This window comes from Streptomyces sp. NPDC019396 (genome assembly GCF_040632375.1).
Lineage (GTDB): Bacteria > Actinomycetota > Actinomycetes > Streptomycetales > Streptomycetaceae > Streptomyces.
Genome location: NZ_JBEYBS010000003.1, coordinates 85,038 through 108,306, shown reverse-complemented (window position 1 = coordinate 108,306; position 23,269 = coordinate 85,038). Strand labels below are relative to the sequence as shown.

Annotated in this window: 18 protein-coding genes; 14 read left to right on the top strand and 4 right to left on the bottom strand. The window is 71.9% G+C overall.

Annotated features, from left to right (window positions below; genetic code table 11):
- The first annotated feature begins 279 nt into the window (after positions 1-279).
- The 3 genes from ABZ532_RS04435 (at position 280) to hemW (ending at position 5,728) form a co-directional block, all read left to right on the top strand.
- A complete protein-coding gene (locus tag ABZ532_RS04435) occupies positions 280-2,169 on the top strand; it encodes an AMP-dependent synthetase/ligase (protein WP_361279541.1) in 1,890 nt (629 codons plus the stop codon).
- A 300-nt stretch (positions 2,170-2,469) separates the two neighbouring features.
- Entirely contained in the window at positions 2,470-4,419 is a 1,950-nt protein-coding gene (locus ABZ532_RS04430) for an ATP-binding SpoIIE family protein phosphatase (RefSeq protein ID WP_361279753.1), read from the top strand.
- A gap of 76 nt (positions 4,420-4,495) precedes the next feature.
- Positions 4,496-5,728, top strand: coding sequence for a radical SAM family heme chaperone HemW (hemW, locus tag ABZ532_RS04425; protein WP_361279539.1), 1,233 nt, complete (start codon positions 4,496-4,498; stop codon positions 5,726-5,728).
- Positions 5,729-5,851: 123 nt separating this feature from the next.
- Here the strand turns inward: hemW and ABZ532_RS04420 are convergent, their stop codons facing one another.
- The gene (locus tag ABZ532_RS04420) at positions 5,852-6,658 is read right to left on the bottom strand and encodes a DUF3097 domain-containing protein (RefSeq protein ID WP_361279538.1); all 807 of its coding nucleotides are present in this window, start codon (positions 6,656-6,658) and stop codon (positions 5,852-5,854) included.
- Between the two features lie 10 nt (positions 6,659-6,668).
- Positions 6,669-7,406 carry an MBL fold metallo-hydrolase gene (locus ABZ532_RS04415; RefSeq protein WP_361279537.1) on the bottom strand — a complete coding sequence of 246 codons (738 nt, stop codon included), beginning with the start codon at positions 7,404-7,406 and terminating at the stop codon, positions 6,669-6,671.
- A 265-nt stretch (positions 7,407-7,671) separates the two neighbouring features.
- On the opposite strand from ABZ532_RS04415, the gene hrcA reads away from it, so the two are divergent.
- The 4 genes from hrcA to ABZ532_RS04395 all read left to right on the top strand — a co-directional run bounded on the left by hrcA (position 7,672) and on the right by ABZ532_RS04395 (position 11,745).
- Positions 7,672-8,688 carry a heat-inducible transcriptional repressor HrcA gene (hrcA, locus tag ABZ532_RS04410; protein WP_361279536.1) on the top strand — a complete coding sequence of 339 codons (1,017 nt, stop codon included), beginning with the start codon at positions 7,672-7,674 and terminating at the stop codon, positions 8,686-8,688.
- Positions 8,689-9,822, top strand: coding sequence for a molecular chaperone DnaJ (gene dnaJ, locus ABZ532_RS04405; RefSeq protein WP_361279535.1), 1,134 nt, complete (start codon positions 8,689-8,691; stop codon positions 9,820-9,822). It begins immediately after the preceding gene.
- A 121-nt stretch (positions 9,823-9,943) separates the two neighbouring features.
- Positions 9,944-11,017, top strand: coding sequence for a nitronate monooxygenase (locus ABZ532_RS04400; protein ID WP_361279751.1), 1,074 nt, complete (start codon positions 9,944-9,946; stop codon positions 11,015-11,017).
- Entirely contained in the window at positions 11,014-11,745 is a 732-nt protein-coding gene (locus tag ABZ532_RS04395) for a 16S rRNA (uracil(1498)-N(3))-methyltransferase (RefSeq protein ID WP_361279534.1), read from the top strand. Before ABZ532_RS04400 ends, ABZ532_RS04395 begins: the two co-directional genes overlap by 4 nt.
- A 244-nt stretch (positions 11,746-11,989) precedes the next feature.
- Here the strand turns inward: ABZ532_RS04395 and ABZ532_RS04390 are convergent, their stop codons facing one another.
- Positions 11,990-12,352, bottom strand: coding sequence for a hypothetical protein (locus ABZ532_RS04390; RefSeq protein ID WP_361279533.1), 363 nt, complete (start codon positions 12,350-12,352; stop codon positions 11,990-11,992).
- A 218-nt stretch (positions 12,353-12,570) separates the two neighbouring features.
- On the opposite strand from ABZ532_RS04390, the gene ABZ532_RS04385 reads away from it, so the two are divergent.
- The 6 genes from ABZ532_RS04385 (at position 12,571) to ABZ532_RS04360 (ending at position 20,130) form a co-directional block, all read left to right on the top strand.
- Positions 12,571-15,978 (top strand): hypothetical protein, encoded by a 3,408-nt coding sequence (locus ABZ532_RS04385; protein WP_361279532.1) that lies wholly within the window; start codon positions 12,571-12,573, stop codon positions 15,976-15,978.
- 410 nt (positions 15,979-16,388) lie between these two features.
- Complete coding sequence (locus tag ABZ532_RS04380) at positions 16,389-16,871, top strand: tyrosinase family oxidase copper chaperone (protein WP_361279531.1); 483 nt, start codon at positions 16,389-16,391, stop codon at positions 16,869-16,871.
- 20 nt (positions 16,872-16,891) lie between these two features.
- Positions 16,892-17,710 carry a tyrosinase family protein gene (locus ABZ532_RS04375; protein ID WP_361279529.1) on the top strand — a complete coding sequence of 273 codons (819 nt, stop codon included), beginning with the start codon at positions 16,892-16,894 and terminating at the stop codon, positions 17,708-17,710.
- A gap of 114 nt (positions 17,711-17,824) precedes the next feature.
- Positions 17,825-18,184 carry a histidine triad nucleotide-binding protein gene (locus ABZ532_RS04370; RefSeq protein WP_361279528.1) on the top strand — a complete coding sequence of 120 codons (360 nt, stop codon included), beginning with the start codon at positions 17,825-17,827 and terminating at the stop codon, positions 18,182-18,184.
- A 16-nt stretch (positions 18,185-18,200) separates the two neighbouring features.
- Positions 18,201-19,118 carry a ribonuclease Z gene (locus tag ABZ532_RS04365; RefSeq protein ID WP_361279527.1) on the top strand — a complete coding sequence of 306 codons (918 nt, stop codon included), beginning with the start codon at positions 18,201-18,203 and terminating at the stop codon, positions 19,116-19,118.
- A gap of 10 nt (positions 19,119-19,128) precedes the next feature.
- Positions 19,129-20,130, top strand: coding sequence for an adenosine deaminase (locus ABZ532_RS04360; protein ID WP_361279526.1), 1,002 nt, complete (start codon positions 19,129-19,131; stop codon positions 20,128-20,130).
- A 144-nt stretch (positions 20,131-20,274) separates the two neighbouring features.
- Here the strand turns inward: ABZ532_RS04360 and ABZ532_RS04355 are convergent, their stop codons facing one another.
- Positions 20,275-21,618, bottom strand: a complete 1,344-nt coding sequence (locus ABZ532_RS04355) for an MFS transporter (protein WP_361279524.1) — start codon at positions 21,616-21,618, stop codon at positions 20,275-20,277.
- Positions 21,619-22,016: 398 nt separating this feature from the next.
- Here ABZ532_RS04355 and ABZ532_RS04350 point away from each other — a divergent pair, with 398 nt between their 5' ends.
- Positions 22,017-23,111, top strand: coding sequence for a PfkB family carbohydrate kinase (locus ABZ532_RS04350; RefSeq protein ID WP_361279750.1), 1,095 nt, complete (start codon positions 22,017-22,019; stop codon positions 23,109-23,111).
- Positions 23,112-23,269: the final 158 nt, after the last annotated feature.

Below are 23,269 nucleotides of genomic sequence, written 5' to 3'. Positions count from 1 at the left end.
CGACCCCCGGGCAAGCTCACAGCCGGCTCTCAGGCCGGCACGTGAGTCGCCCGGAAGCACCAAACACCTCTGTTCGCCTGAACCGCCCCACAGGCCCCCGTGCCCCCGGCACGGGGGCCTGTTCGTTATGAAGCGGCAGCCTGCTCCCCCTTACGTGGGGGAGCCATGGCCTTTACCCTGACAACGCCTGACGGGTTACTCGCGAGTTAAACAACCGTGTCCCGTAGCGCAATCAGCCAGTCATGCAGCAACGCCGCAGCAGCAGGCCCGGAGGATGTCGTGACCGACGCAAAGACCCTGATCGAGAACCGTCCGCCTTCCGTGGCGAATCTCTTTGTCCAGCGGGTGGCGGCCACTCCCGACGCGGAGGCGTACCGGTACCCGGTACCCGCGGCATCAGGGCAGGGGCCCGATGACTGGAAGTCGCTGAGCTGGGGCGAGGCGGCCGAGCGGGTGTATGCGATCGCGGCGGGCCTCATCGACCTCGGCGTACAGCCCGAGGAGCGGGTCGCGCTCGCCTCCACGACCCGGGCCGAGTGGATCCTCGCCGACCTCGGCATCCTCTGCGCGGGTGCGGCCACCACGACCGTGTACCCGCAGACGAACGCCGAGGAGTCCTCGTACATCCTCGCCGACTCCGAGAGCCGTGTGATGATCGCGGAGGACGCCGAGCAGCTGGCCAAGGCCCGTGAGCGGCGCGTCGAGCTGCCCAACCTGCAGCATGTCGTCGTGATCGACCCCAAGGGCGTCGAGCCGTCCGACGAAGACCCGGAGGGCTGGGTCGTCTCCCTCGCGGATCTGGAGGCGCGCGGCGCCCAGTACCTGGCCAAGCACCCCGGCGCGGTCAAGGAGCGGGTCGAGGCGATCACCTCCGAGCAGCTCGCCACCCTCATCTACACCTCGGGCACCACGGGCCGTCCCAAGGGTGTCCGGCTGCCGCACGACAACTGGTCGTACATGGCCAAGGCCGTCGCCTCGACCGGCCTGATCACCAAGGACGACGTCCAGTACCTCTGGCTGCCGCTCGCCCATGTCTTCGGCAAGGTGCTGATCTCCGGCCAGATCGAGGTCGGACACGTCACCGCCGTCGACGGCCGCGTCGACAAGATCATCGAGAACCTGCCGGTGGTGCAGCCGACCTACATGGCTGCCGTGCCCCGGATCTTCGAGAAGGTCTACAACGGCGTCGCCGCCAAGGCCCGTGAAGGCGGCGGGGCCAAGTACAAGATCTTCCAGTGGGCCGCGGGCGTGGCGCGGGCGTACGCCAAGGAGACCCAGGACACCTTCCGCCGCACCGGAAAAGCCTCGGCCTCCTTCGGTCTCACCGCCAAGCACAAGATCGCCGACGCCCTCGTCTACTCGAAGCTCCGCGAGGCGTTCGGCGGGCGGCTGCGCGCCGCCGTCTCCGGTTCGGCCGCGCTCTCGCCCGAGATCGGCTTCTTCTTCGCCGGTGCGGGCATCCACATCCTCGAGGGCTACGGACTCACCGAGTCCAGCGCCGCGTCCTTCCTGAACCCCGCCGAGGCCTACCGCACCGGTACGGTCGGCAAGCCGCTCACGGGCACCGAGGTCCGGATCGCCGACGACGGCGAGATCCTGCTGCGCGGCCCCGGCATCATGCAGGGCTACCACCGGCTTCCGGAGAAGACCGCCGAGGTCCTGGAGGCGGACGGCTGGTTCCACACCGGGGACATCGGCGAGCTCTCGCCCGACGGCTATCTGCGGATCACCGACCGCAAGAAGGACCTCATCAAGACCTCCGGCGGCAAGTACATCGCCCCGGCCGAGGTGGAGGGCCAGTTCAAGGCGGTCTGCCCGTTCGTCTCCAACATCCTCGTCCACGGTGCCGACCGGAACTTCTGCACCGCCCTCATCGCCCTGGACGAGGCCGCCATCCTCGGCTGGGCCAAGGAGAACGGGCTCGCGGGCAAGTCGTACGCCGAGGTGGTCGCGGCCGCGCAGACCCAGAAGTTCATCGAGGGCTATGTGAAGCGTCTCAACGAGGGCCTCCAGCGCTGGCAGACCATCAAGCAGTTCCGTCTGCTCCCGCGTGACCTCGATGTCGAGCACGGCGAGCTGACGCCCAGCCTGAAGCTGAAGCGCCCCGTCGTGGAGCGCGAGTACAAGGACCTCATCGAATCGATGTACGAGGGGTCACGCGAGGCGTAGCCCCGAGGGCCCTGAGCCGGGCGCGACGAGGAAGTCCTCCTCGTCGCGCCCGCGCCTTTTCTCTCCCGCTTCAGAGCACGGAATTCCTTCATCCGGGTGTGGTCATATCGGGCACTTCGATGACTCCGTGCTTATGAGTGAGTCCGGTCTGTCACCCTGTCCGTGTCGTCAGTCGTTCACCGGGGCAGCACAGGGCAACACAGAGCCGGACAGGAGCCGAGCGTGGGGTCCGTACCGACACAGCAGGAGAACACCGCAACGGCCGCCAACGCCTCCACGGCCGCCCGGCGGTCGAGGCACCTGCTCTCACAGCGCGCCGCCGCACGTGCCACGGCGCGCACCAGCCTGCCCGCCAACCCGGCCGCCGCATCGGCCGCGCGGCGGTTCGTGGGCGCGGCAATCGCCGAGTGGACACGGCTCGGGACGGTTCCGGTGCGCGGGGCCGACCGGCTGGCCGAGGACGCCGCGCTGGTCGTGAGCGAACTCGTGACCAACGCGGTGGTGCATGCCGGGACCACCGTGGAGGTGCTCGTACGGCTGGACACCGCGACGGATGACGATCCGGCGTCCCTCGTCGTCGAGGTCGGTGACCACCACCCGGCCCGGTCGGTACGCGGTCACGCCGCCGATCCGGGATCGGATCCGGGCGTGGCGGCGGGCGAGCCCGAGTACGGCAGGGGGCTGCGCCTTGTCGCGGCGCTGGCCGGGTCCTGGGGGATCATCTACCGCACGGGCCGCAAGGCGGTGTGGGCGAAACTGCCGCTCGACGGCTCCGAGATCCCGGCAGTGGCCGGCCCGACCGGCCTCACCGGTTTCCAGCAAGGTGTCCAAGGCGTCCCAGGCGTTCAGGGAGTTCAAGCGGCGCACGGCGTCATCGGATTCCCCGTGAGCCCCCCGCCACCCCGCACGCCGCCCGAGCAGCGCGACGACCACCCCGGCTGGACCGGGCGCGGCGCACTGACCTTCCTCGCCGAGGCGTCCGATCTGCTCGCCGGACAGCTGGACGAGGACATGGTCGCCGCCCTGACCGGGCAGCTCCTGGTACCCCGCTTCGCCGACTGGTGCGCGGTGTGGCTGGACGGTGAGACCGGCCCCGCACCCCGGCTCGCCAAGGTCTGGCACGCGGACGAGTCCCGGATCGAGGAGCTGCACACGGCACTGATCACGGACCCGCCGCGGTTACCGCGTGAGGCCGCCGGCACCGCAGCGACCGTCCCCGTCCCATGGCCGTGCGGGGCAGTCGCGGCGCCCGGCACGGAAGCGGGGCGCACGGTCGGCAGCGCCATGGCCCTGCGGCTGGCCGCCGGGGCCCGGCCGCTCGGCACTCTGCTGCTCGCCCGCGAGGGCGAGCACGGCGCGGACACCTGTGCGGGCATCCCCGACCAGGCGACCGCGCTGATCGAGGACTTCGCCCGGCGGGTGGGACTCGCCGTCGGAGCCGCCCGTGCCTACACCCGGCAGGCCACCATCAGCCGGGTGCTCCAGCGCGGACTGCTGCCCGCCCAGGTGGCCCAGATCCCCGGGGTCGACAGCTCGCTCGTGTACGAGCCCAGCGGCGACGGTCTCGCGGGCGGCGACTTCTACGACATCTTCCCGGCCGGGAAGGGCGGTCGCTGGTGCTTCATGCTCGGCGACGTCCAGGGCAGCGGTCCCGAAGCCGCCGTCGTCACCGGTCTCGCCCGCCCCTGGCTGCGGCTGCTCGCCCGCGAGGGCTACCAGGTCGGCCAGGTGCTCGACCGCCTCAACGACCTGCTGCTCGACGACGCCATGGAGGCGGCGGAGGCGGCGGCGCTCATGGCGGTGACCCCGGGCAGCGCGGTACCCGAAAGTCCCCAGTCGCGCTTCCTCTCCCTGCTGTACGGGGAGCTCACACCACTCCCGGGCGGCGGCGTCAGCTGCACCCTGGCCTGCGCGGGCCACCCGCTCCCGCTGCTGCTGCGCCCGGACGGCACCGTCCGGCCGGCAGGCGCGTCCCAGCTGCTCCTGGGGGTGGTCGGGGACACGACGTACGAGAGCCAGACCTTTGTGCTGAAGCCCGGCGACACACTGCTCTGCGTCACCGACGGCGTCACGGAGCGGCGCTCGGGCCAGCGGATGTTCGACGACTCCGACGGGCTGGCGCGGGCACTGGCCGAGTGCACGGGCCTGAGCGCCCAGGGTGTCGCGGACCGCATAAGGATGGCCGTCCACACCTTCGCGGAGACCCCACCCGGCGACGATCTGGCGCTGCTGGTGCTCCAGGCACGCTGAACCCCCGGCCCCAGGCACGCTGCCGCCTCCGGACCGCGGGTCCGGGGGAGTCGACGGGTGGCGGACAATGGTGTGCATGCCTTCCGTACTGCCCGATGGTGAGCCCGTGCCCGCGGACGGGTCGCTGCCCCCGCACGTCCTCGAGGGTGCGGGCGACCGGCCCCTCGGGTTCTATCTGCACGTCCCGTACTGCGCCACCCGATGCGGCTACTGCGACTTCAACACGTACACGGCGAGCGAGCTGCGCGGCAGCGGAGGCGCCCTGGCCTCCCGTGACAACTACGCCGACACCCTGATCGAGGAGGTCAGGCTGGCCCGCAAGGTGCTCGGAGACGACCCCCGCCAGGTGCGGACCGTCTTCGTCGGGGGTGGTACACCGACCCTGCTCCCCGCCGCCGACCTGGTGCGGATGCTCGGGGCGGTGCGCGAGGAGTTCGGCCTGGCCGATGACGCCGAGATCACCACGGAGGCCAATCCCGAGTCCGTGGACCCGGCCTATCTCTCGGAGTTGCGGGCCGGTGGCTTCAACCGGGTGTCCTTCGGGATGCAGAGCGCCCGGAAGCATGTGCTGAAGGTCCTCGACCGCACCCACACACCCGGCCGCCCCGAGGCCTGCGTCGCCGAGGCACGCGCGGCGGGCTTCGAGCACGTCAACCTCGATCTGATCTACGGCACGCCCGGGGAGACCGACGACGACTGGCGGGCCTCGCTGGACGCGGCGATCGGCGCCGCCCCCGACCACATCAGTGCCTACGCGCTGATCGTCGAGGAGGGCACACAGCTCGCCCGGCGGATCCGCCGGGGCGAGGTGCCGATGACCGACGACGACGTGCACGCCGACCGCTATCTGATCGCCGAGGAGGTGCTGTCCGGGGCGGGATTCGACTGGTACGAGGTGTCGAACTGGGCCACGTCAGGTGCCGGGCGCTGCCTGCACAACGAGCTGTACTGGCGGGGCGCCGACTGGTGGGGAGCCGGGCCCGGCGCCCACAGCCATGTGGGCGGCGTCCGCTGGTGGAACGTGAAGCACCCCGGCGCTTACGCCACGGCCCTCGCGGAGGGCCGCTCACCCGGCGCCGGGCGGGAGATCCTGCCCCACGAGGACCGCAGGGTCGAACGGATCCTGCTGGAGCTGCGGCTGCGCGAGGGCTGCCCGCTGGACCTGCTGCGCCCCGCGGGGCTCACTGCCGCCCGCCGAGCCCTGGCGGAAGGGCTGCTGGACCCCGCTTCGTACGAGCAGGGCAGGGCGGTGCTGACCCTGCGAGGGCGGCTGCTGGCGGACGCGGTGGTCCGGGATCTGGTCGACTAGGACGCCTCAGCCGGGTCGCCTCAGCGCGCTGGAGGCCCGGTGCCTCCCCGGGGCCCCGGAGGGACGCGGACCCGGGAAACATCGCCGGGACGGGGTGCTGCGAGGCCTGAGCGGGCTCGCGGTTCAGTCCGTCGCCGTCACGAAGTCGATGAGCTCCTCCACCCGCCCCAGCAGCGCCGGCTCCAGATCCCTGTAGCTGCCCACCTTCGACAGGATGTGCTGCCAGGCGGCCCCCGTGTTCTCCGGCCACCCCAGCGCCCGGCACACGCCCGTCTTCCAGTCCTGTCCGTGCGGCACGGAGGGCCAGCCCGCGATCCCGACCGAGGACGGCTTCACCGCCTCCCAGACGTCGATGTACGGATGCCCGGCCACGAGCACATGCGGGTCGGTGACGGACGCGGCGATACGGGACTCCTTGGAGCCCGGCACCAGGTGGTCCACGAGCACGCCGAGCCGGGCGTCCGCCCCGGGGGCGAAGTCCGCCACGATCGCCGGGAGGTCGTCGATGCCCTCCAGGTACTCGACCACCACGCCCTCGATCCGCAGATCGTCGCCCCAGACCCGCTCGACCAGCTCCGCGTCGTGCCGCCCCTCCACATAGATCCGCCCCGCCCGGGCCACCCGGGCCCGTGACCCGGGAACGGCGAGGGAGCCGGATGCCGTGCGGGTGGGCCGCACCGGGGCGCCCGAAGACGGCCGCACCAGCGTGACCACCTTGCCCTCGAGCAGGAAACCGCGCGGCTCCAGCGGAAACACCCGGTGCTTGCCGAAGCGGTCCTCCAGCGTCACCGTTCCCGCCTCACAGCGGATCACCGCGCCGCAGAAGCCCGTTCCGGCCTCCTCCACGACCAGGTCGCACTCGGCGGGGACCTCGGGCGCGGGGGCGGACCGCTTCCAAGGGGGCGTCAGATCAGGGCTGTAGCTGCGCATTGGGCAGACGCTACGACACCCCGAACCGCCGGGCCAGCTCATCCCGTTGGGCGCGTACGAAAGCCGCGTCCACGACCGCCCCGTGTCCCGGTACGTAGAGCGCGTCGTCCCCGCCCAGCGACAGCAGCCTGTCGAGGGCAGCGGGCCAGCGAGCGGGGATGGCGTCCGGACCGGCCTGGGGCTCGCCGGACTCCTCGACCAGGTCACCGCAGAGCACGACCCCGGGGCCGCCCGCCGTGCCCGGCACCAGCACCACGAGGTCGTGGCCGGTGTGACCGGGCCCCACGTTGGCCAGCAGCACCTGGCGGCCACCGAGGTCCAGGGTCCACTCACCGCTGACCACATGCCGGGGCGCCACCAGCACGTCCGCGGCCTGGGTGGCCTCGGCGGGCGCCACACCCTGGCTGATGGCGTCGTCGCGCAGGGCGTCCCGCTCCCGTGCCAGCCCCATGAGCTGGTCGGTCCCGACCGCGCCGTAGACCCGTGCCCCTGAGAACGCCGCCGTGCCGAACACGTGGTCGAAGTGCGGATGGCTGAGAGCGATATGTGTCACACGCCGGCCGCCGAGCAGGGACTGGATCTGGGTGCGCAGCTCGGCGCCTTCGCGCAGCGTGGCACCCGTGTCGTACAGGAGTACGGCGTCATCCCCGACCACCACGGCCGCTGTCGCGTCCCATACGGGCAGCCGCCGCCGCCCGACCCCGTCGGCGAGGCGCTCCCAGCCGAAGTCTTCCCAACTGACGTCCATGAGGCGACGCTATCCCGTAAGGGGACGACAGCCCCACGCGCTGCCGTGGCGGGCGCTGCCGCTGGTCCCGGCGACGGGCCCCGCGACATGTTCCGTCGCGAGCTCTGTGGCAGGGTCCGTGACGTGTTCGCCGTCCGGTCGCCCTTGCTCGGGGTGTACCTCACGGCCGTACACTGGCCGGGGGGCTTTGGCACTCCGCCCTGGTGAGTGCCAGATCACACCGACCGACCGATCCGCCGATGAACCACAGCTGGAGGTGCGCACGATGCTCAGCGAACGCAGGCTGGAGGTTCTGCGCGCCATCGTCCAGGACTATGTGGGCACTGAGGAGCCGGTCGGTTCCAAGGCGCTCACCGAGCGTCACCGGCTCGGCGTGTCGCCCGCCACCGTGCGCAACGACATGGCGGTGCTGGAGGACGAGGGCTATATCGCCCAGCCCCACACCAGCGCCGGCCGGATCCCCACGGACAAGGGCTACCGCCTGTTCGTGGACAAGCTCGCCGGCGTCAAGCCGCTGTCGTCCCCCGAAAGGCGGGCGATCCAGAACTTCCTCGACGGCGCCGTGGACCTCGATGACGTCGTGGCCCGCACGGTGCGGCTGCTGGCGCAGCTGACCAGGCAGGTCGCCGTGGTCCAGTACCCGTCCCTGACCCGCTCGACGGTGCGGCATGTGGAGTTGCTGGCGCTCGCGCCCGCACGCCTGATGCTGGTGCTGATCACCGACACGGGCCGGGTGGAGCAGCGGCACGTGGACTGCCCGGCGCCGTTCTCCGAGACCTCGCTCGCGGATCTGCGGGCGCGGCTGAACAGCCGGGTCGTCGGCCGGCGCTTCACCGATGTGCCGCAGCTCGTGCAGGACCTCGCGGATTCCTTCGAAGCGGAGGACCGCGGCACGGTGTCGACGGTGCTCTCGACGCTGCTCGAGACCCTCGTCGAAGAGACCGAGGAGCGGCTGATGATCGGCGGTACCGCCAATCTGACACGCTTCGGGCACGACTTCCCGCTCACCATCCGGCCCGTCCTCGAGGCGCTTGAGGAGCAGGTCGTGCTGCTGAAGCTGCTCGGTGAGGCGAAGGACTCCGGTATGACGGTCCGGATCGGGCACGAGATCGCCCACGAGGGCCTCAACTCCACTTCCGTGGTCGCTGTCGGCTACGGTTCGGGCGACGAAGCCGTCGCCAAACTCGGCGTGGTCGGACCGACCCGCATGGACTACCCCGGAACGATGGGAGCGGTACGCGCAGTGGCACGTTACGTCGGACAGATCCTGGCGGAGTCGTAAGTGGCCACGGACTACTACGCCGTACTAGGCGTGCGCCGCGACGCATCGCAGGACGAGATCAAGAAGGCCTTCCGGCGGCTGGCGCGGGAACTCCACCCGGATGTGAACCCGGACCCGAAGACGCAGGAGCGCTTCAAGGAGATCAACGCCGCCTACGAGGTGCTTTCCGACCCGCAGAAGAAGCAGGTCTACGACCTCGGCGGAGATCCCCTGTCCAGCGCGGGCGGCGGCGCCGGAGGCTTCGGCGCGGGCGGCTTCGGCAACTTCTCGGACATCATGGACGCGTTCTTCGGCACGGCGTCCCAGCGCGGGCCGCGGTCGCGCACCCGGCGCGGCCAGGACGCGATGATCCGGCTGGAGATCGAGCTCAGCGAGTCGGCCTTCGGCACCACGAAGGACATCCAGGTCGACACCGCCGTGGTGTGTACGACCTGTACCGGTGAGGGCGCCGCCCCCGGCACCTCGGCGCAGACCTGTGACATGTGCCGCGGCCGTGGTGAGGTCTCGCAGGTCACCCGGTCCTTCCTGGGCCAGGTCATGACCTCGCGCCCCTGCCCGCAGTGCCAGGGCTTCGGCACTGTCGTCCCGACCCCGTGCCCGGAGTGCGCGGGCGACGGACGGGTGCGCTCCCGGCGCACGCTGACGGTGAAGATCCCGGCCGGTGTCGACAACGGCACCCGTATCCAGCTCGCGGGCGAGGGCGAGGTCGGCCCCGGTGGCGGTCCGGCCGGTGACCTGTACGTGGAGATCCACGAGCTGCCCCACTCGATGTTCCAGCGGCGCGGTGACGACCTGCACTGCACGGTGACCATCCCGATGACGGCGGGCGCCCTCGGCACCAAGGTGCCGCTGGAGACCCTGGACGGGATGGAGGAGGTCGACATCCGGCCCGGCACCCAGTCAGGGCAGTCCATCCCGCTGCACGGCCGCGGTGTGACGCATCTGCGCGGCGGTGGCCGTGGTGACCTCATCGTCCACGTCGAGGTGCAGACCCCGTCGAAGCTGGACCCGGAGCAGGAGAGGCTGCTGCGGGAGCTGGCGAAGCTGCGCGGCGAGGAGCGGCCCACGGGGCAGTTCCAGCCCGGCCAGCAGGGGCTGTTCTCCCGGCTGAAGGACGCGTTCAACGGCCGCTGACGCCGCTGAAGTAGTGCTGAGAGGTACGGGGATGGGGTCCTCCCGCTGAGGACCCCATCGCTCATGGGCGCGGGATTCGGCCATGGCACCGGGACGTGGCACCATGCGGGGCATGTCCTCCGTGCCGACTGTGCTCTCGGGTCTCTGCCGCTACCCCATCGTGCAGGCCCCCATGGCCGGCGGCGCTTCCTGTCCGGATCTCGCGGCAGCCGTGTGCGAGTCCGGTGGCCTGGGCTTTCTCGCTGCCGGCTACAAGACCGCGGACGGGATGTACCAGGAGATCAAGCAGTTGCGAGGGCTCACCAGGCAGCCTTTCGGGGTCAATCTCTTCGTGCCGCAGCCCGCGCACGCCGATCCGGCCGCCGTGGACGTCTACCAGCAGCAGCTCGCGGGCGAGGCGACCTGGTACGAGACACCGCTCGGCGATCCCGACTGCGGACGGGACGACGGCTATGAGGCCAAGCTGGCACTCCTGTGCGACGACCCCGTACCACTGGTGTCCTTCACCTTCGGCTGCCCCACCAGGGCCAGCGTCGCCGCGCTCAAGCGGGCCGGCACCCTGAGCGTCGTCACGGTCACCACGGTCGACGAGGCGCAGGCCGCGCAACTCGCGGGGGCCGACGCCCTGTGCGTGCAGGGCATCGAGGCGGGAGGCCACCAGGGCACCCATCGCGACGACCCCGCCCTCGACGGCTCGGGCACCGGGCTGCTCGCGCTGATCGCGCAGATCCGCGAGACGGTACGGCTTCCGCTGATCGCGGCCGGAGGACTCATGCGCGGCAGCCAGATCGCCGCGGTACTGGCCGCGGGAGCCGACGCCGCCCAGCTCGGCACCGCGTTCCTGGTCTGCCCGGAGTCGGGTGCGCACCCGCTGCACAAGGAGGCCATGACCGCCTCGGTGTTCACCAGAACCGCGCTGACCCGGGCCTTCACCGGCCGCCCCGCACGGGCGCTGGTCAACCGGTTCATGAGCGAGCACGGACCGTACGCTCCCGCCGCCTACCCCGAGGTGCACCACATCACCTGGGGCCTGCGCAAGGCCGCCGCGAAGGCGGGCGACCCGCAGGGCATGGCCCTCTGGGCGGGCCAGGGCCACCGGCTCGCCCGTGACCTGCCCGCTGCCCAGCTCACCGAGCTGCTCGCCGCCGAGACGGCCGCCGCGAGCGCCTCCCTGACCCTGAGGAACCCCTCATGACCGCCCCCGTGTTCCTCGTGGACCAGGTGCACCCCGGCACCGTCGTCGTCGACGGTCCGGAGGGGCGCCATGCCGTGTCCGTACGCCGCCTCCGGGTGGGCGAGGAGATCGTCGTCACCGACGGGCAGGGCACCGGCGGCTACGGCACCGTCGCCGCCGTGGAAGGCAAGGACCGGCTGGAGGTCAGCGTCACGGAGGTACGCACGGAAGCGGAACCCGCGCCGCGTATCACCGTCGTCCAGGCCCTCCCCAAGGGCGACCGCGGTGAACTCGCCGTCGAGACCATGACGGAGACCGGTGTCGACGCCGTCGTCCCGTGGTCGGCGGCCCGCTGCATCACGCAGTGGAAGGGCGAGCGGGGCGCCAAGGCCCTCGCCAAGTGGCGTGCCACGGCCCGCGAGGCGGGCAAGCAGTCCCGGCGGCTGCGCTTCCCGGAGGTGGCGGAGGCCGCGACCACCCGCCAGGTGGCCGCGCTGCTCGCCGGGGCGGACTTCGCCGCCGTCCTCCATGAGGAGGGTGCCGAACCCCTCGCCACGGCAGAACTCCCGGTTTCCGGGCATATCGTGCTGGTCGTCGGCCCCGAAGGAGGCGTGTCGCCGGAGGAGCTGGCCACCTTCGCGGAGGTGGGCGCGAAGCCCTACCGCCTCGGCCGCAGCGTCCTGCGCACCTCCACGGCGGGCACCGCCGCCTCCGCTCTGCTGCTCGGGCGCACCGGCCGCTGGTCCTGACCCGGCGGACCTGTTCGGACCTCGAGGTTAAGGATCAAGCTAGGGCGTGTTGCGAAAGTAGCGCCGTCCGCCCGGAGGGTGGGGCTCGCGGCGTCTGGTGCGTGCGATCGCAAGGCGGAGGGTCGTCCTCGTACTGGACGTACTTGGCTGAGTCCGACAACGCAGTGAGTGTGCGTGCTGGGGGGCACCTCCCAGGCGAAGCTCTGGGGGAGTCGCGTACCAGGCGGGACTTTCGCAACACGCCCTAGGCGGACGGGGAGGATTCGTCGGCGCGCGCGATCGCGTCGTACAGCGTCCAGCCGTCGACCTCGGCCGGGGCACTGACCCCGGCGGTCTGTGCCGCTTCGAGGAACTGCCTTACCACGCCCGGCTCATGCAGGTTCAGGGCCTCGCCCTGACTGCGGGCGACCAGCCCGTCGTGCCAGTAACCCCCGGACACGATCAGCCCCGGCCCGTCCTTGAACACGATCCGCAGTCGGGCCGCCGTCCCCTCGCGGGTCAGCGAAAGAATCTGGCGGCAGACCCCGTCGGGGTGCCCGTGCCCCTGGGACCAGAGCCACACGGCGTCGCCGATGACGAGCCTGCGTACCCTTCGCTTGCTGCTCATCCCGTCACCGTACGCGGCCCCGTCGAAGGGGTGGGAGGTTGCGTGACCGCCGGACCGCTCCTCGGGCGCTGTCCACGCAGGCCATGCCGTCCGCGCTGTCGACAGCGCGCCACGTGGGCCGTCCGGCACTGCCCCAGGCCCGGTTCCTGCCGGCGAAGCCCCGACAGCACGGTAAATCCGTTGGTCGCGTGCGGATCTCGCGAGGCACAATCGCGCACATGTCGCCCACGGTCAATGATCTGCTCGCCGCACTCGAACCTCTGCCGCATGGGCGCCGCCTCGAGCATCTCGCCCGCACGGCAAGGGAGTCCGACCGGCGGGGTGAGCTCGACGCCATGCTCGCCGAGCTGGACCGCGGAGGGTCGTACGAGCGGCGCCTCGCGGCGCTGGCCGCGACGGTGTGCGGGCGGGGGGACTACCTGGCCGCGCGGCTCACCGACCCGGACCGTGGGGTGAGCGGATACGCGCTGCGCGCCGCCCGTACGCCGCTGGTGCCCGACGAGGCGATCGAAGCGGCCTACGAAGGGGCGTCCGCCGCGACCCGGCGCAGGCTCGCCGGGGTGCTGCTGGTGGGCGGCCGCACCGAGCTGGCCGAGCGGATGGTGGGGCGGCTGCGTGCGCAGTGGGGTGACGGGGAAGCGGCCAGGCTGCTGCCCGCCTGCTCCGCCCCGTTCGTACGCGCCCACCTTCCCGGGCTCGCCCATGCCGTCGAGTCCGGCACCCGGCTCGCCAAGGACCACCCCGATCCCGTACTCGACCAGTGCGAGCGGGAACTCGCCGGCATGACCGAGTCGAGGCAGCGCGACGCGTGGTGGAAGGACCGGGCACCGGTCATGGCGGTGCTGGCGTCCATACGCCCGCTGCGGCTGCTCGACCTGCTGGAGCGGCACGGGCCGTCCCGAGCCCCCGCGATGCTCTGGAACAGGTTCGGACTGCTGATCCGTGCGGACGCCGAGCGCACCGTGCGCTGGCTGCTTTCGCCCGACCGCAATCAGGACCGCTTCGCACCGCTTCCGTCCACCGGAATGCTGCGCGAGCTGGTCCGTGCCGACCCGCCGTCGCTGGCGGCGCTGGGCCGCCTCTGGCTGCCTCCGCAGCGGCCCTTCGTCGGTCTGGTCAAGGCCATGGCACCAGCCCGGCGGGGCGCGTTCGTCGACGCGGTCGCGGCCGGCAGGGAACTCACGAGCGATCAGATGTACTCGGTGCTGCACCTTCTGCCCCGTGAGCGGCGCTGGGCACAGCTCCGGACCTGGCTCGCCGGACAGGACGACGACGGGGCGCAGTGGTTCTGGATGGACCTGCTGGAATTCCGGTCGCTCGGTCCCTTGGACGAGGTCAGGCCCGACCTGCTCGCCGCGCTGAAGCGCCCCGACGCGGACGACCGGGCGTTGGTCTGGCCCATCCTCGTCGCCGCCACCGGGTGCGGCGGTGACCGTGCGGCGATGTCGGAGCTGCTCGACCTGATGCGGGAGCGGCTGCGCAACGAACGGGACCCCGTGCGGGTACGGGCGCTCGAAGCGCTGGCGGAGCTGCGCCCAGGGCACTTCGCCGCCGAGGACGCTCCGATGCTCGACCGGATCGTGCTCGACGCGCTCGAGGCCAGGGACGGTTCGGACGCGTCACGACGGGCGCTGTGCCGGCTCGCCGTAGGGGTGCTCGCCGAGCACACGACCCAGGAGGCGTCCGCGGGGCAGCCCGCCCTGCTGGACTGGGCCCTGCGTGCCCTGGAACGGATCACCGCCCACGCCGGGGTCCAGGATCTCGGCCCCTTGTACCGGAAGCTGCGCAGGGGTCAGGAGCACCGGGTCTTCGAGGCCCTGCGGCCCTGGGCCGAGGCAGCCGCCGGCAGGTCCGAGTACCGGCTGCTGTTCTCGTTGGCAGCCTCCTTCGGTCCCCGTGCGCGCCGGATGCCCGAGCTCCAGCGGATGCTCGAGGACGCCCTCGCCCATGGCGGCGACCGGGCCTTCGCGACCGCCGCCGAACTGTGGCTGGACGACCCCGCGGCCCGGGACGAGCGGGTGGCCAGGATCGTGGCGATGGAGCCTTCGGCCGTGGTCCTCGGCCCCGTACAGCGCGTGCTCGCCCGGCGCCGTACCGATCTGCTCGACGGCCTGCTCGGGCTCGACGGGAAGTCGCCGCACGGTCGCTTCCTGCGGCCTGGGGCCGACCGTCCGCGGCCCGCGCCGGGCCACAGCGACCGCTGGACGCCGCGCCAGCAGGAGGCGGCGGTGCGGCTGCTGCGTGCGACGGCCACGGACACGTCCCGGTCGGTGTACGAACGGGCCGCGGCCGTCCGGGCTGCCGCGCCGGTGCCGGGGCACGGGCACCGGCTGGTGCGGGAGTTCGTGGAATCGCCGGAGGTCGTGGTCGCCGAAGCCGCCCTCGGAGCACTGCCCTGGACGGACCGCCCCGCCGAGGCGCTCGGGATCCTGCTGGCCCACTCGGGCAGCGACCGCGCGCGCGTCGCGGTGTACGCGGCGGCTCGTGCCGCGCGCTTCGTCCCGCCACCGGAACTCGCGGAGCAGCTGGCGCGGTTGCTCACCGCCACCCGTGGGGTGAAGGTGACGAGCCGCAAGGAGGCGGTGCGGCTGGCCGCCCGGTACCTGCCCCCGGCGCAGGCGGCCGAGTTGCTCACGGCGGCCTACCGGATGCCGGGCCGGCACGCCGACGTGGCGGCGGCCGTCATCGCGGTCGCCCCCGGGCTGCTCGACCAGCCGCAGATGTGGGAGGTGCTCACGGACACCGCCGCGTGGACGCCGCAGACCGCGGGTGCACTGACGGCGCCCGTGCCATGGGAGGTTCCGGACGCGCACCGCCCCCGGTACGCACGGCTGATCGGCACGATGTGCGCGGCCGCGGACCAGGAGATCGCGGCGGTGGGGCTGAGGGCCCTGCCGAAGTGGGTGCGCTTCGCGCCCGAGACGGCGCACATGGTGACCCGCTGGGTCACCTCCCTCGACGCGCGCGGGAACTGGCGTGTGGCGGCCGACGCGCTGAGGTCGGTCGCGGCCTCCGGGCTGCCGCATCCGGTAGGCGGGGCAGCGGTGGGCAGCCTGCTCCAGAGCACGGTGGCGGAGCTGCTCGCCGTCGTCCGGGCAGGCGACGGGGAGGTGTCCACCGAGCGGGACCAGCCCGCCGGCCAGCGGCTGGCGTCACTGGTGGATGAGCTGTGCGCGGAACCCGCGGAAGCGATGCGTCCGGTGCTCAGGGCGCTGGCGGACCAGCTGGCGGACGAGCCTTCGCTCATCGGCCCCCGCGCCGCCCTGCTGCGCGGGCTCGTGGACCTCGACGCGGAACTCCCGCTGCTGCACGCACAGCTGACCGACCTGGCCCGGGTGCTGCGTGACCATCGCCTGCTCGCTTCCTCCACGGCGGACCGGCTGTGCTCGTGGCGTGCGTACGGGTCCTGGATGCCCCGGGACCCCGCGACCCTGCTCGCCACCGCTGAGCGGCTCGCGGCCGACGGCCTCGGCTCGGCGGGTCTGTTCGCAGTGGCCCTCGTGGGGCTGATGGGGCTGCGGCTGAACTGGCCGGAGGAGTGGCGCGGCCTGCTGTGCACGCTCAGGCGCCACGAGGACGGGGATGTGCGGTACGCGGCCATGAAGGTGCTCCTGCATCGCCAGTGACTGCCCGGGCCACGGCAACCGGCCACGGCAACCGGCGACTGCCGAAACCAGGGCGCCTACCCCGCGGAGCGGATTCAGCCCCCGCGATTGGGCCGAGTTGCGCACGTGTGCACCACGCCGCTCACGCCGCGGCTGCCGAAGGATTTGTGGGAGCAAGCGGCGGGAGCGGGGCGGGTTTCCGTTCTGAGGGGTCCCCCGGGAGGTGCGCGATGAAGATCATCTCTCGTTGAAGAGTGCACTATCCGTATGCGGTTGTCTTGTTCATGGCCATGTGCGGTCATGCCTCTCTTTCCTACCGTTCGCCACTGCCAACATGTGGGGCCACGGGACGCGTTCGTCCCACCACTCGAAGAAACGTTCCTGTTGCTGGTCATCCACGGCCGGCGGCGGACCGACGAGAGGAGCAGAACGTGCAACGTCTCACACGCCGCGACATGGTGCGAGGAACCACCCTCGTGGTCGCCGGTGCCGCGCTCGCCGCACCGGCAGCCGTCGCAGCCGCCACCGCGTCGCAGCCTTCCGGGACCCAGGGTGCGGTGCACCACGGTGCCGGTACGCAGCACACCGCCGGAGCCCATGCCGCTCAGGCCCGCGCGGCCGACGTGCCGGAGCCGTTCGACGAAACGTACCTCGGGCGGCACATAGAGGGCTGGCCCGCCGAGGAGGGCGACGGCGGCGGACACCACGGCCACGGGCAGAAGGCCCAGGCGCCCCAGGAGCCCGTGGAGTTCGTCGTCCGCGTCGACGACGACGAGCTGCATGTGATGCGTAACGCGGACGGCACCTGGATCAGCGTCGTCAACCACTACGAAATCCACCGCACACCACGCGACGCGGCCCGCGCCGCCGTACGGGAACTGCACGGCGCCTCGCTCGTGCCCCTCACCGTCTGACGTCCGACAAGGAGCGTGGTATGGCAGACCGCAAGAACCAGGCAGACCTCTCGGCCACCGAGAAGCGCGACTTCGTGGACGCCGTGGTCCAGCTCAAGAAGCAGGGCCGCTACGACGAGTTCATCACCACCCACAACGCCTTCATCATGAGCGACACCGACAGCGGAGAGCGCACGGGGCACCGCTCCCCGTCGTTCCTCCCCTGGCACCGCCGGTTCCTCCTGCAGTTCGAACAGGCACTCCAGAGCGTCAACCCCTCGGTGATGCTGCCCTACTGGGACTGGACCGTCGACCGCTCGCCCCGCAGCTCCCTGTGGGCTGACAGCTTTCTCGGCGGTGACGGCCGCGCCGGCGACGGCAGGGTCACCACCGGCCCGTTCGCCTTCGGCGGCGGCAACTGGCCCATGAACATACGCGTCGACGGCAGGACCTATCTGCGCCGCTCGCTGGGCGTCGGCGTCCGCGAGCTGCCCACCCGCGCCGAGGTCGACTCCGTACTCGCCCTGAGCACCTATGACGCGTCTCCCTGGAACAGCGGGTCCAGCGGCTTCCGCAACCAGGTCGAAGGCTGGCGCGGACCGAACCTCCACAACCGGGTCCATGTGTGGGTCGGCGGTCAGATGACCACCGGAGCCTCGCCGAACGACCCCGTGTTCTGGCTCCACCACTGCTTCATAGACAAGCTGTGGGCCGACTGGCAGCGACTGCACCCTTCACTGGGATACGTGCCCGTCTCGGCCCCGCAGGGTGTCGTCGGTCTGCGCGACACGATGAAGCCGTGGAACGACGTGACGCCCGAGGACATGCTCGACCACACGAAGTTCTACACCTACCGCTGAGGCACGGCCCACCGGCATGGCGCGGGAGCAGCGGCGGATGGGGGACTCCCCGTCCGCCGCTCCGGGGATAGCATGCGCACGTACTGATCACCGGAGTCGGGAAGGGGCCGGACCATGGCGGGAGAACCGCAGGCGGACTGCCTGTTCTGCAAGATCGTCGCGGGGGACGTGCCCGCCACTGTCGTCCGCGAGACCGAGACGACCGTCGCCTTCCGCGACATCAACCCGCAGGCGCCCACCCATGTGCTCGTGATCCCCCGGGTGCACTACCCCGACGCCGGCACGCTGGCCGCAGCCGAGCCCGCCGTCGCAGCCGACATACTGCGCGAGGCGGCCGAGGTCGCGGCCGAGGAGAAGGTCGACGGGACCGGCTTCCGTGTCGTCTTCAACACCGGTTCCGGCGCCGGACAGACCGTGTTCCACGCGCACGCCCATGTCCTCGGCGGCCGTGGCCTCAACTGGCCTCCCGGCTAGAGCGCCGGAGCCTCCCATGTCCGTACGCGAACTGGTCGTGCTCGGCACGGCCAGCCAGGTCCCCACCCGGCACCGCAACCACAACGGTTATCTGCTCCGCTGGGACGGCGAAGGCATCCTCTTCGACCCGGGTGAGGGCACCCAGCGGCAGATGCTCCGCGCCGGAGTCGCCGCGCACGACATCAACCGGATCTGCGTCACGCACTTCCACGGCGACCACTCACTCGGCCTCGCCGGGGTGATCCAGCGCATCAACCTCGACCAGGTGCCGCACCCGGTCACCGCGCACTACCCGGCGAGCGGACAGCGCTTCTTCGAACGGCTGCGGTACGCCACCGCCTACCGCGAGACCGTCCCCATCTCCGAGCGACCCGTCGCCGACGACGGTGGCGACGGCGTGCTCGCCACCACGCCGGCCTACACCCTCGACGCCCGCAAGCTCTCCCACCCCGTCGAGTCCTTCGGCTACCGGCTCACCGAACCGGACGGCCGCCGGATGCTCCCCGAACGCCTGGCCGCACACGGCGTCAAGGGCCCCGACGTGGGCCGCATCCAGCGCGAGGGCGTCCTCGGCGGGGTCAGCATCGAAGACGTGAGCGAGATACGCAGGGGACAGCGTTTCGCCTTCGTCATGGACACCCGCCTCTGCGAGGGGGTCTACGAACTCGCCGACGGCTGCGACATGCTCGTCATCGAGTCCACCTTCCTCGACGAGGACCGCCGCCTTGCCACCGACCACGGCCACCTCACCGCGGGGCAGGCCGCAACCGTGGCACGTGACGCGGGCGTACGGCACCTCGTGCTGACGCACTTCTCCCAGCGCTACAGCGACCCCGGGGAGTTCGAGCGGGAGGCCCGCGCCGCGGGCTTCGACGGCGAACTCTCCGTGGCCCAGGACCTCGTCCGCGTACCTCTGCCCAAACGCGCACCCTGAGCGAGCACCGATGCCAGCACTGCCCAAGGCCGAACTGCACCTCCACATCGAGGGCACCCTCGAACCCGAACTCGCCTTCACACTCGCCGAACGCAACGGAGTCGAGCTCCCCCATGCCGGGACCGAGGACCTCCGCAAGGCGTACCTCTTCACCGACCTCCAGTCCTTCCTCGACCTGTACTACGAGCTGATGGCGGTGCTGCGCACCGCGGAGGACTTCACCGAACTCGCCGACGCCTATCTCGCGCGGGCCGCGACCCAGGGCGTACGGCATGCCGAGATCTTCTTCGACCCGCAGGCGCACACCGCCCGCGGGATCCCCATCGGCACCGTGATCGAAGGGCTCGCCCACGCCCTGGACCGCGCCGAGGAGCGGCACGGCGTCTCCACCCAGCTGATCATGTGCTTCCTGAGGGACCAGCCCGCGGATTCCGCGATGGCCACGCTCGACGCCGCCAAGCCGTATCTCCACCACATCAGCGGAGTCGGCCTGGACTCGGCCGAGGTCGGCAATCCGCCCGCCAAGTTCCGCGAGGTCTACGCCGCCGCCGAGTCTCTCGGGCTGCGCAAGGTCGCCCACGCCGGAGAGGAGGGCCCGCCCGCCTACATCAAGGAGGCCCTCGACGTGCTGGGCGTCGAGCGCATCGACCACGGGCTGCGCGCGATGGAGGACCCGGAGCTGGTGGAGCGGCTGGTACGGGAGCGGATCCCGCTTACCGTGTGCCCGCTGTCGAACGTGCGGCTGCGCGCCGTCGACACCCTGGAGGACCATCCGCTGCGCGCGATGATGGACGCCGGGCTGCTGGTGACCGTCAACTCCGACGACCCCGCGTACTTCGGCGGCTATGTCGGGGACACCTTCCACGCGGTCCGCGAGGCCCTGGGAATGGACCGGGAGCAGATGCGGCAGCTCGCGCGGAATTCGTTCGAGGCGTCCTTCCTGGATCAGGACGAGCCCCGGCGCACGCGGTATCTGGACGCCGTCGACGCGTATGAGTTCGGCACCGGCTGAGTCCTCCCCGGACAGCCCGGACAGCCCGGACAGCCCAGACAGCTCGGACGGCTCAGAGGGACTGAGGGAAGACGTGAGCCCGGGAGCTCCCCTCCAGGTCCCGGGCTCCGTTCCAGCGCCGCTGATTCTCCGGACTTCGGGGACTCAGGAGGCGAGGACCTTGGACGACCGGTCGCGGATGAGCCGCCGCCGCCGTGCCCGTACCGGTGCCGGGATCTCCGTGACCACCTGCTCGGGCGCGCCGATCTGCGGGACACGGGCGCCCGCCGAGGCCATTCCGGCCGCACCGGCGACGACGGCCGCCGGGGTGCCGCCACGGCGGCGGATGGCGCCCGGGACCAGCGGACGGCCGGAGGTGTGCAGGGCCACCGCCGACATCGGGACCGCCACGAGCAGCAGCATCGCGCACATCACCAGGCCCATCACCGGATATCCGGTGCGCTCCGACAGCAGGCTTCCGGTCATGGGGCCGCAGGCCACGCCCAGCGACGACGCGGCGCCCACCAGCACCGCCCACCGGCCGCGCGGGTCGAGTGAGGCGGCGAGGCCGAGCAGGTACGACAGGACCACCGGGTAGAAGAGGTTCCAGAGGACCTCGCCCGTGGCGAAGCCGACCAGGCCCCGGGCCGACGAACTGACCACGATGCAGCCGCCGATCAGTGCCGTGCCGACTCCGATCGGCACCGCCCGGCCGAGCCGGGAGCCGACCGCACCGGCGCCGATGACGCCCGTCAGACCCGCGCCGAGGGCGACCGCGAAGACCGCCCCCACGGTGGCCTCGCTCAGGCCCGCCTGGGTGGTGCCGATCCGTCCGCTGACGCCCCACAGGGCGTTCTGGGCCATGGACCAGAAGAGGATCGCGCCTGCGAGCACGATGCCCGAGCGTCGGCGCGGCAGTAGGGTCCGCGAGCTGAACGGGACGGCGGCGGAGCCCCCCGGCGCCGCCACCGTCCCGGCCCCCGTCAGCCGTGCGGTCGCCGGCCACACCAGCACCGCTGCCATGGCCAGCGCCGCGAACGGCAGGGCGTGACCGCCGCCGAGCCGCGGAATCGTGAGGTACAGCGCCCCCGCGGTCGCCGACACCGACAGCAGTCCGAGCGAGGACGCCCGGTGCGGATCGCGCTGCGCTGCGATGCCCGCCGCGGCCACCGCCGTCGCCGTACCCGAGCCCAGACCGCCGACGGCGGCACCGGCGATCACCAGCGGTACGTACGAGGAGAGGGCGGCGGCGCCGTAGCCGGCGAAGGTCAGCAGCAGTCCCAGCCGGGCCAGTCGCCGCTGCCCGTGGCGGTCGACGCGGGCGGCCAGTGCGAAACCGGCAATGGCCGAGTGGAGCAGCAGTGCGGATCCCACGAGACCGGCCTCGGCGGAGCTGAGCCCGAGTCCGGTGGACAGGCGGCCGACGATGGTCGGCAGGAGGTACGGGGCCAGGTAGCCGGCGTTGAACACGGCGACCAGGGGCCACGCGGCGCGCGGGCGCGAAGACATGGGCGTTCCCGGAAAAGGGCAGGGCGAAGCGGGGGTCAAAGAGGGGGGAGGCGCCCGGTGTTGCACAGGAACGTGGGGCAGCGGGGCAATTTGTATCAAGTGTGTCCGGGGTCGGAGAAGGTGAGATGGTGTGAGGCGGGACACATTTGGTTTGTGTGGGTATCCCAGGGGTAAACGGTTGCGGTTTCGGTGATCGTGGGCACCGTCTGCGGAGCCCGGATCAGGCACACTGGGCAGATCCCGCAGAGCCCTCAGGCCGCTCGCACCACATCAGCACCGACCTGCACCGGCCCGCACCGACCGCACCCCCGGGAGGCGTCGTGATCACGCCCGGCGGAGACCTGCAACACGCGGCTGCCGCCCACCTGTTGGACGAGCACGTCGACCCGCTGCGTGGCATGCGCGCGGACGGCGACCCCGGGTGCGATGTGTTCCTGACCGGCACGGTCTTCCTGGACATCATCTTCACCGGCCTGGACAGCGCCCCCGTCCGCGGCACCGAGTCCTGGGCCCGGGGTATGGGGTCGAGCCCCGGCGGCGTCGCCAACATGGCCACCGCGCTCGCCCGCCTCGGGCTGCGCACCTCCCTCGCGGCGGGTTTCGGAGACGACCACTACGGCGACTACTGCTGGGACGCGCTCGAACAGGGTGAGGGCATCGACCTCTCGCTGTCACGCACCATCCGCGGCTGGCACTCCCCGGTCACCGTCTCCATGGCCTACGAGGGCGAGCGGACGATGATCTCCCACGGCCACGAAGCCCCGCCGCACGACGACACCGGGGACGGCGGCGAGGAGGGCGTACCCCCGGCGCACTCGGTGCCCCCGCGGGCACGGGCCGCCGTGGCGTCCCTCGTACCGGGCCGCCCGGAGGGCTGGATCGCCGAGGCCGCGGCCCGTGGCGCCCGGATCTTCGCCGACACCGGCTGGGACGACACCGGCCGCTGGGACCTGGCAGCCCTCCCCGGGCTGGAACTGTGCGAGGCGTTCCTGCCCAACGCCGAGGAGGCGATGCGCTACACCCGCACCGACTGCCCCCGCGCCGCTGCCCGGGCGCTCGCCGAGAAGGTGCCGGTCGCCGTGGTCACCCTCGGCGCGGACGGTGCCGTCGCCGTCGACGGAGGCTCGGGCGAGACCGCCGAGGTCCCGGCGATCGAGGTCGAGGCGCTGGACCCCACGGGGGCGGGCGACGTGTTCGTGGCCGGATTCGTCACGGGCACCCTCGCGGGCTGGCCCCTCGCCGACCGGCTGGCCTTCGCCGGGCTGACCGCCGCGCTGTCCGTGCAGGAGTTCGGCGGGTCACTCTCCGCACCCGGCTGGTCCGAGGTGGCCGCCTGGTGGCAGCGCGTGCAGGGGTGGGTCGGCCAGGACCCGGAGGCGCTGGCCCGCTACGCCTTCCTCGGCGGGCTGCTGGACCGGCTGCTGCCCAGGGCCTGCCGTCCCTGGCCGCGGGCGCGGGCGGTACCCACGATCGGCTTCCGCCGCTCTCCCTGAGGCGCTCTGGGTGCTCTGGCGCGTTCTGAGACCCGCCCTCCGAGGTCCTCCGTGTGAAAAACGCCTCGGCACTGTCGGCGCGGGGTCGTACGCTTGTATCCCAGAGGTTGTCGAGCAGCGAGAACCCTGCAACGGGAGGTATGTGCAGGCCACAGAGC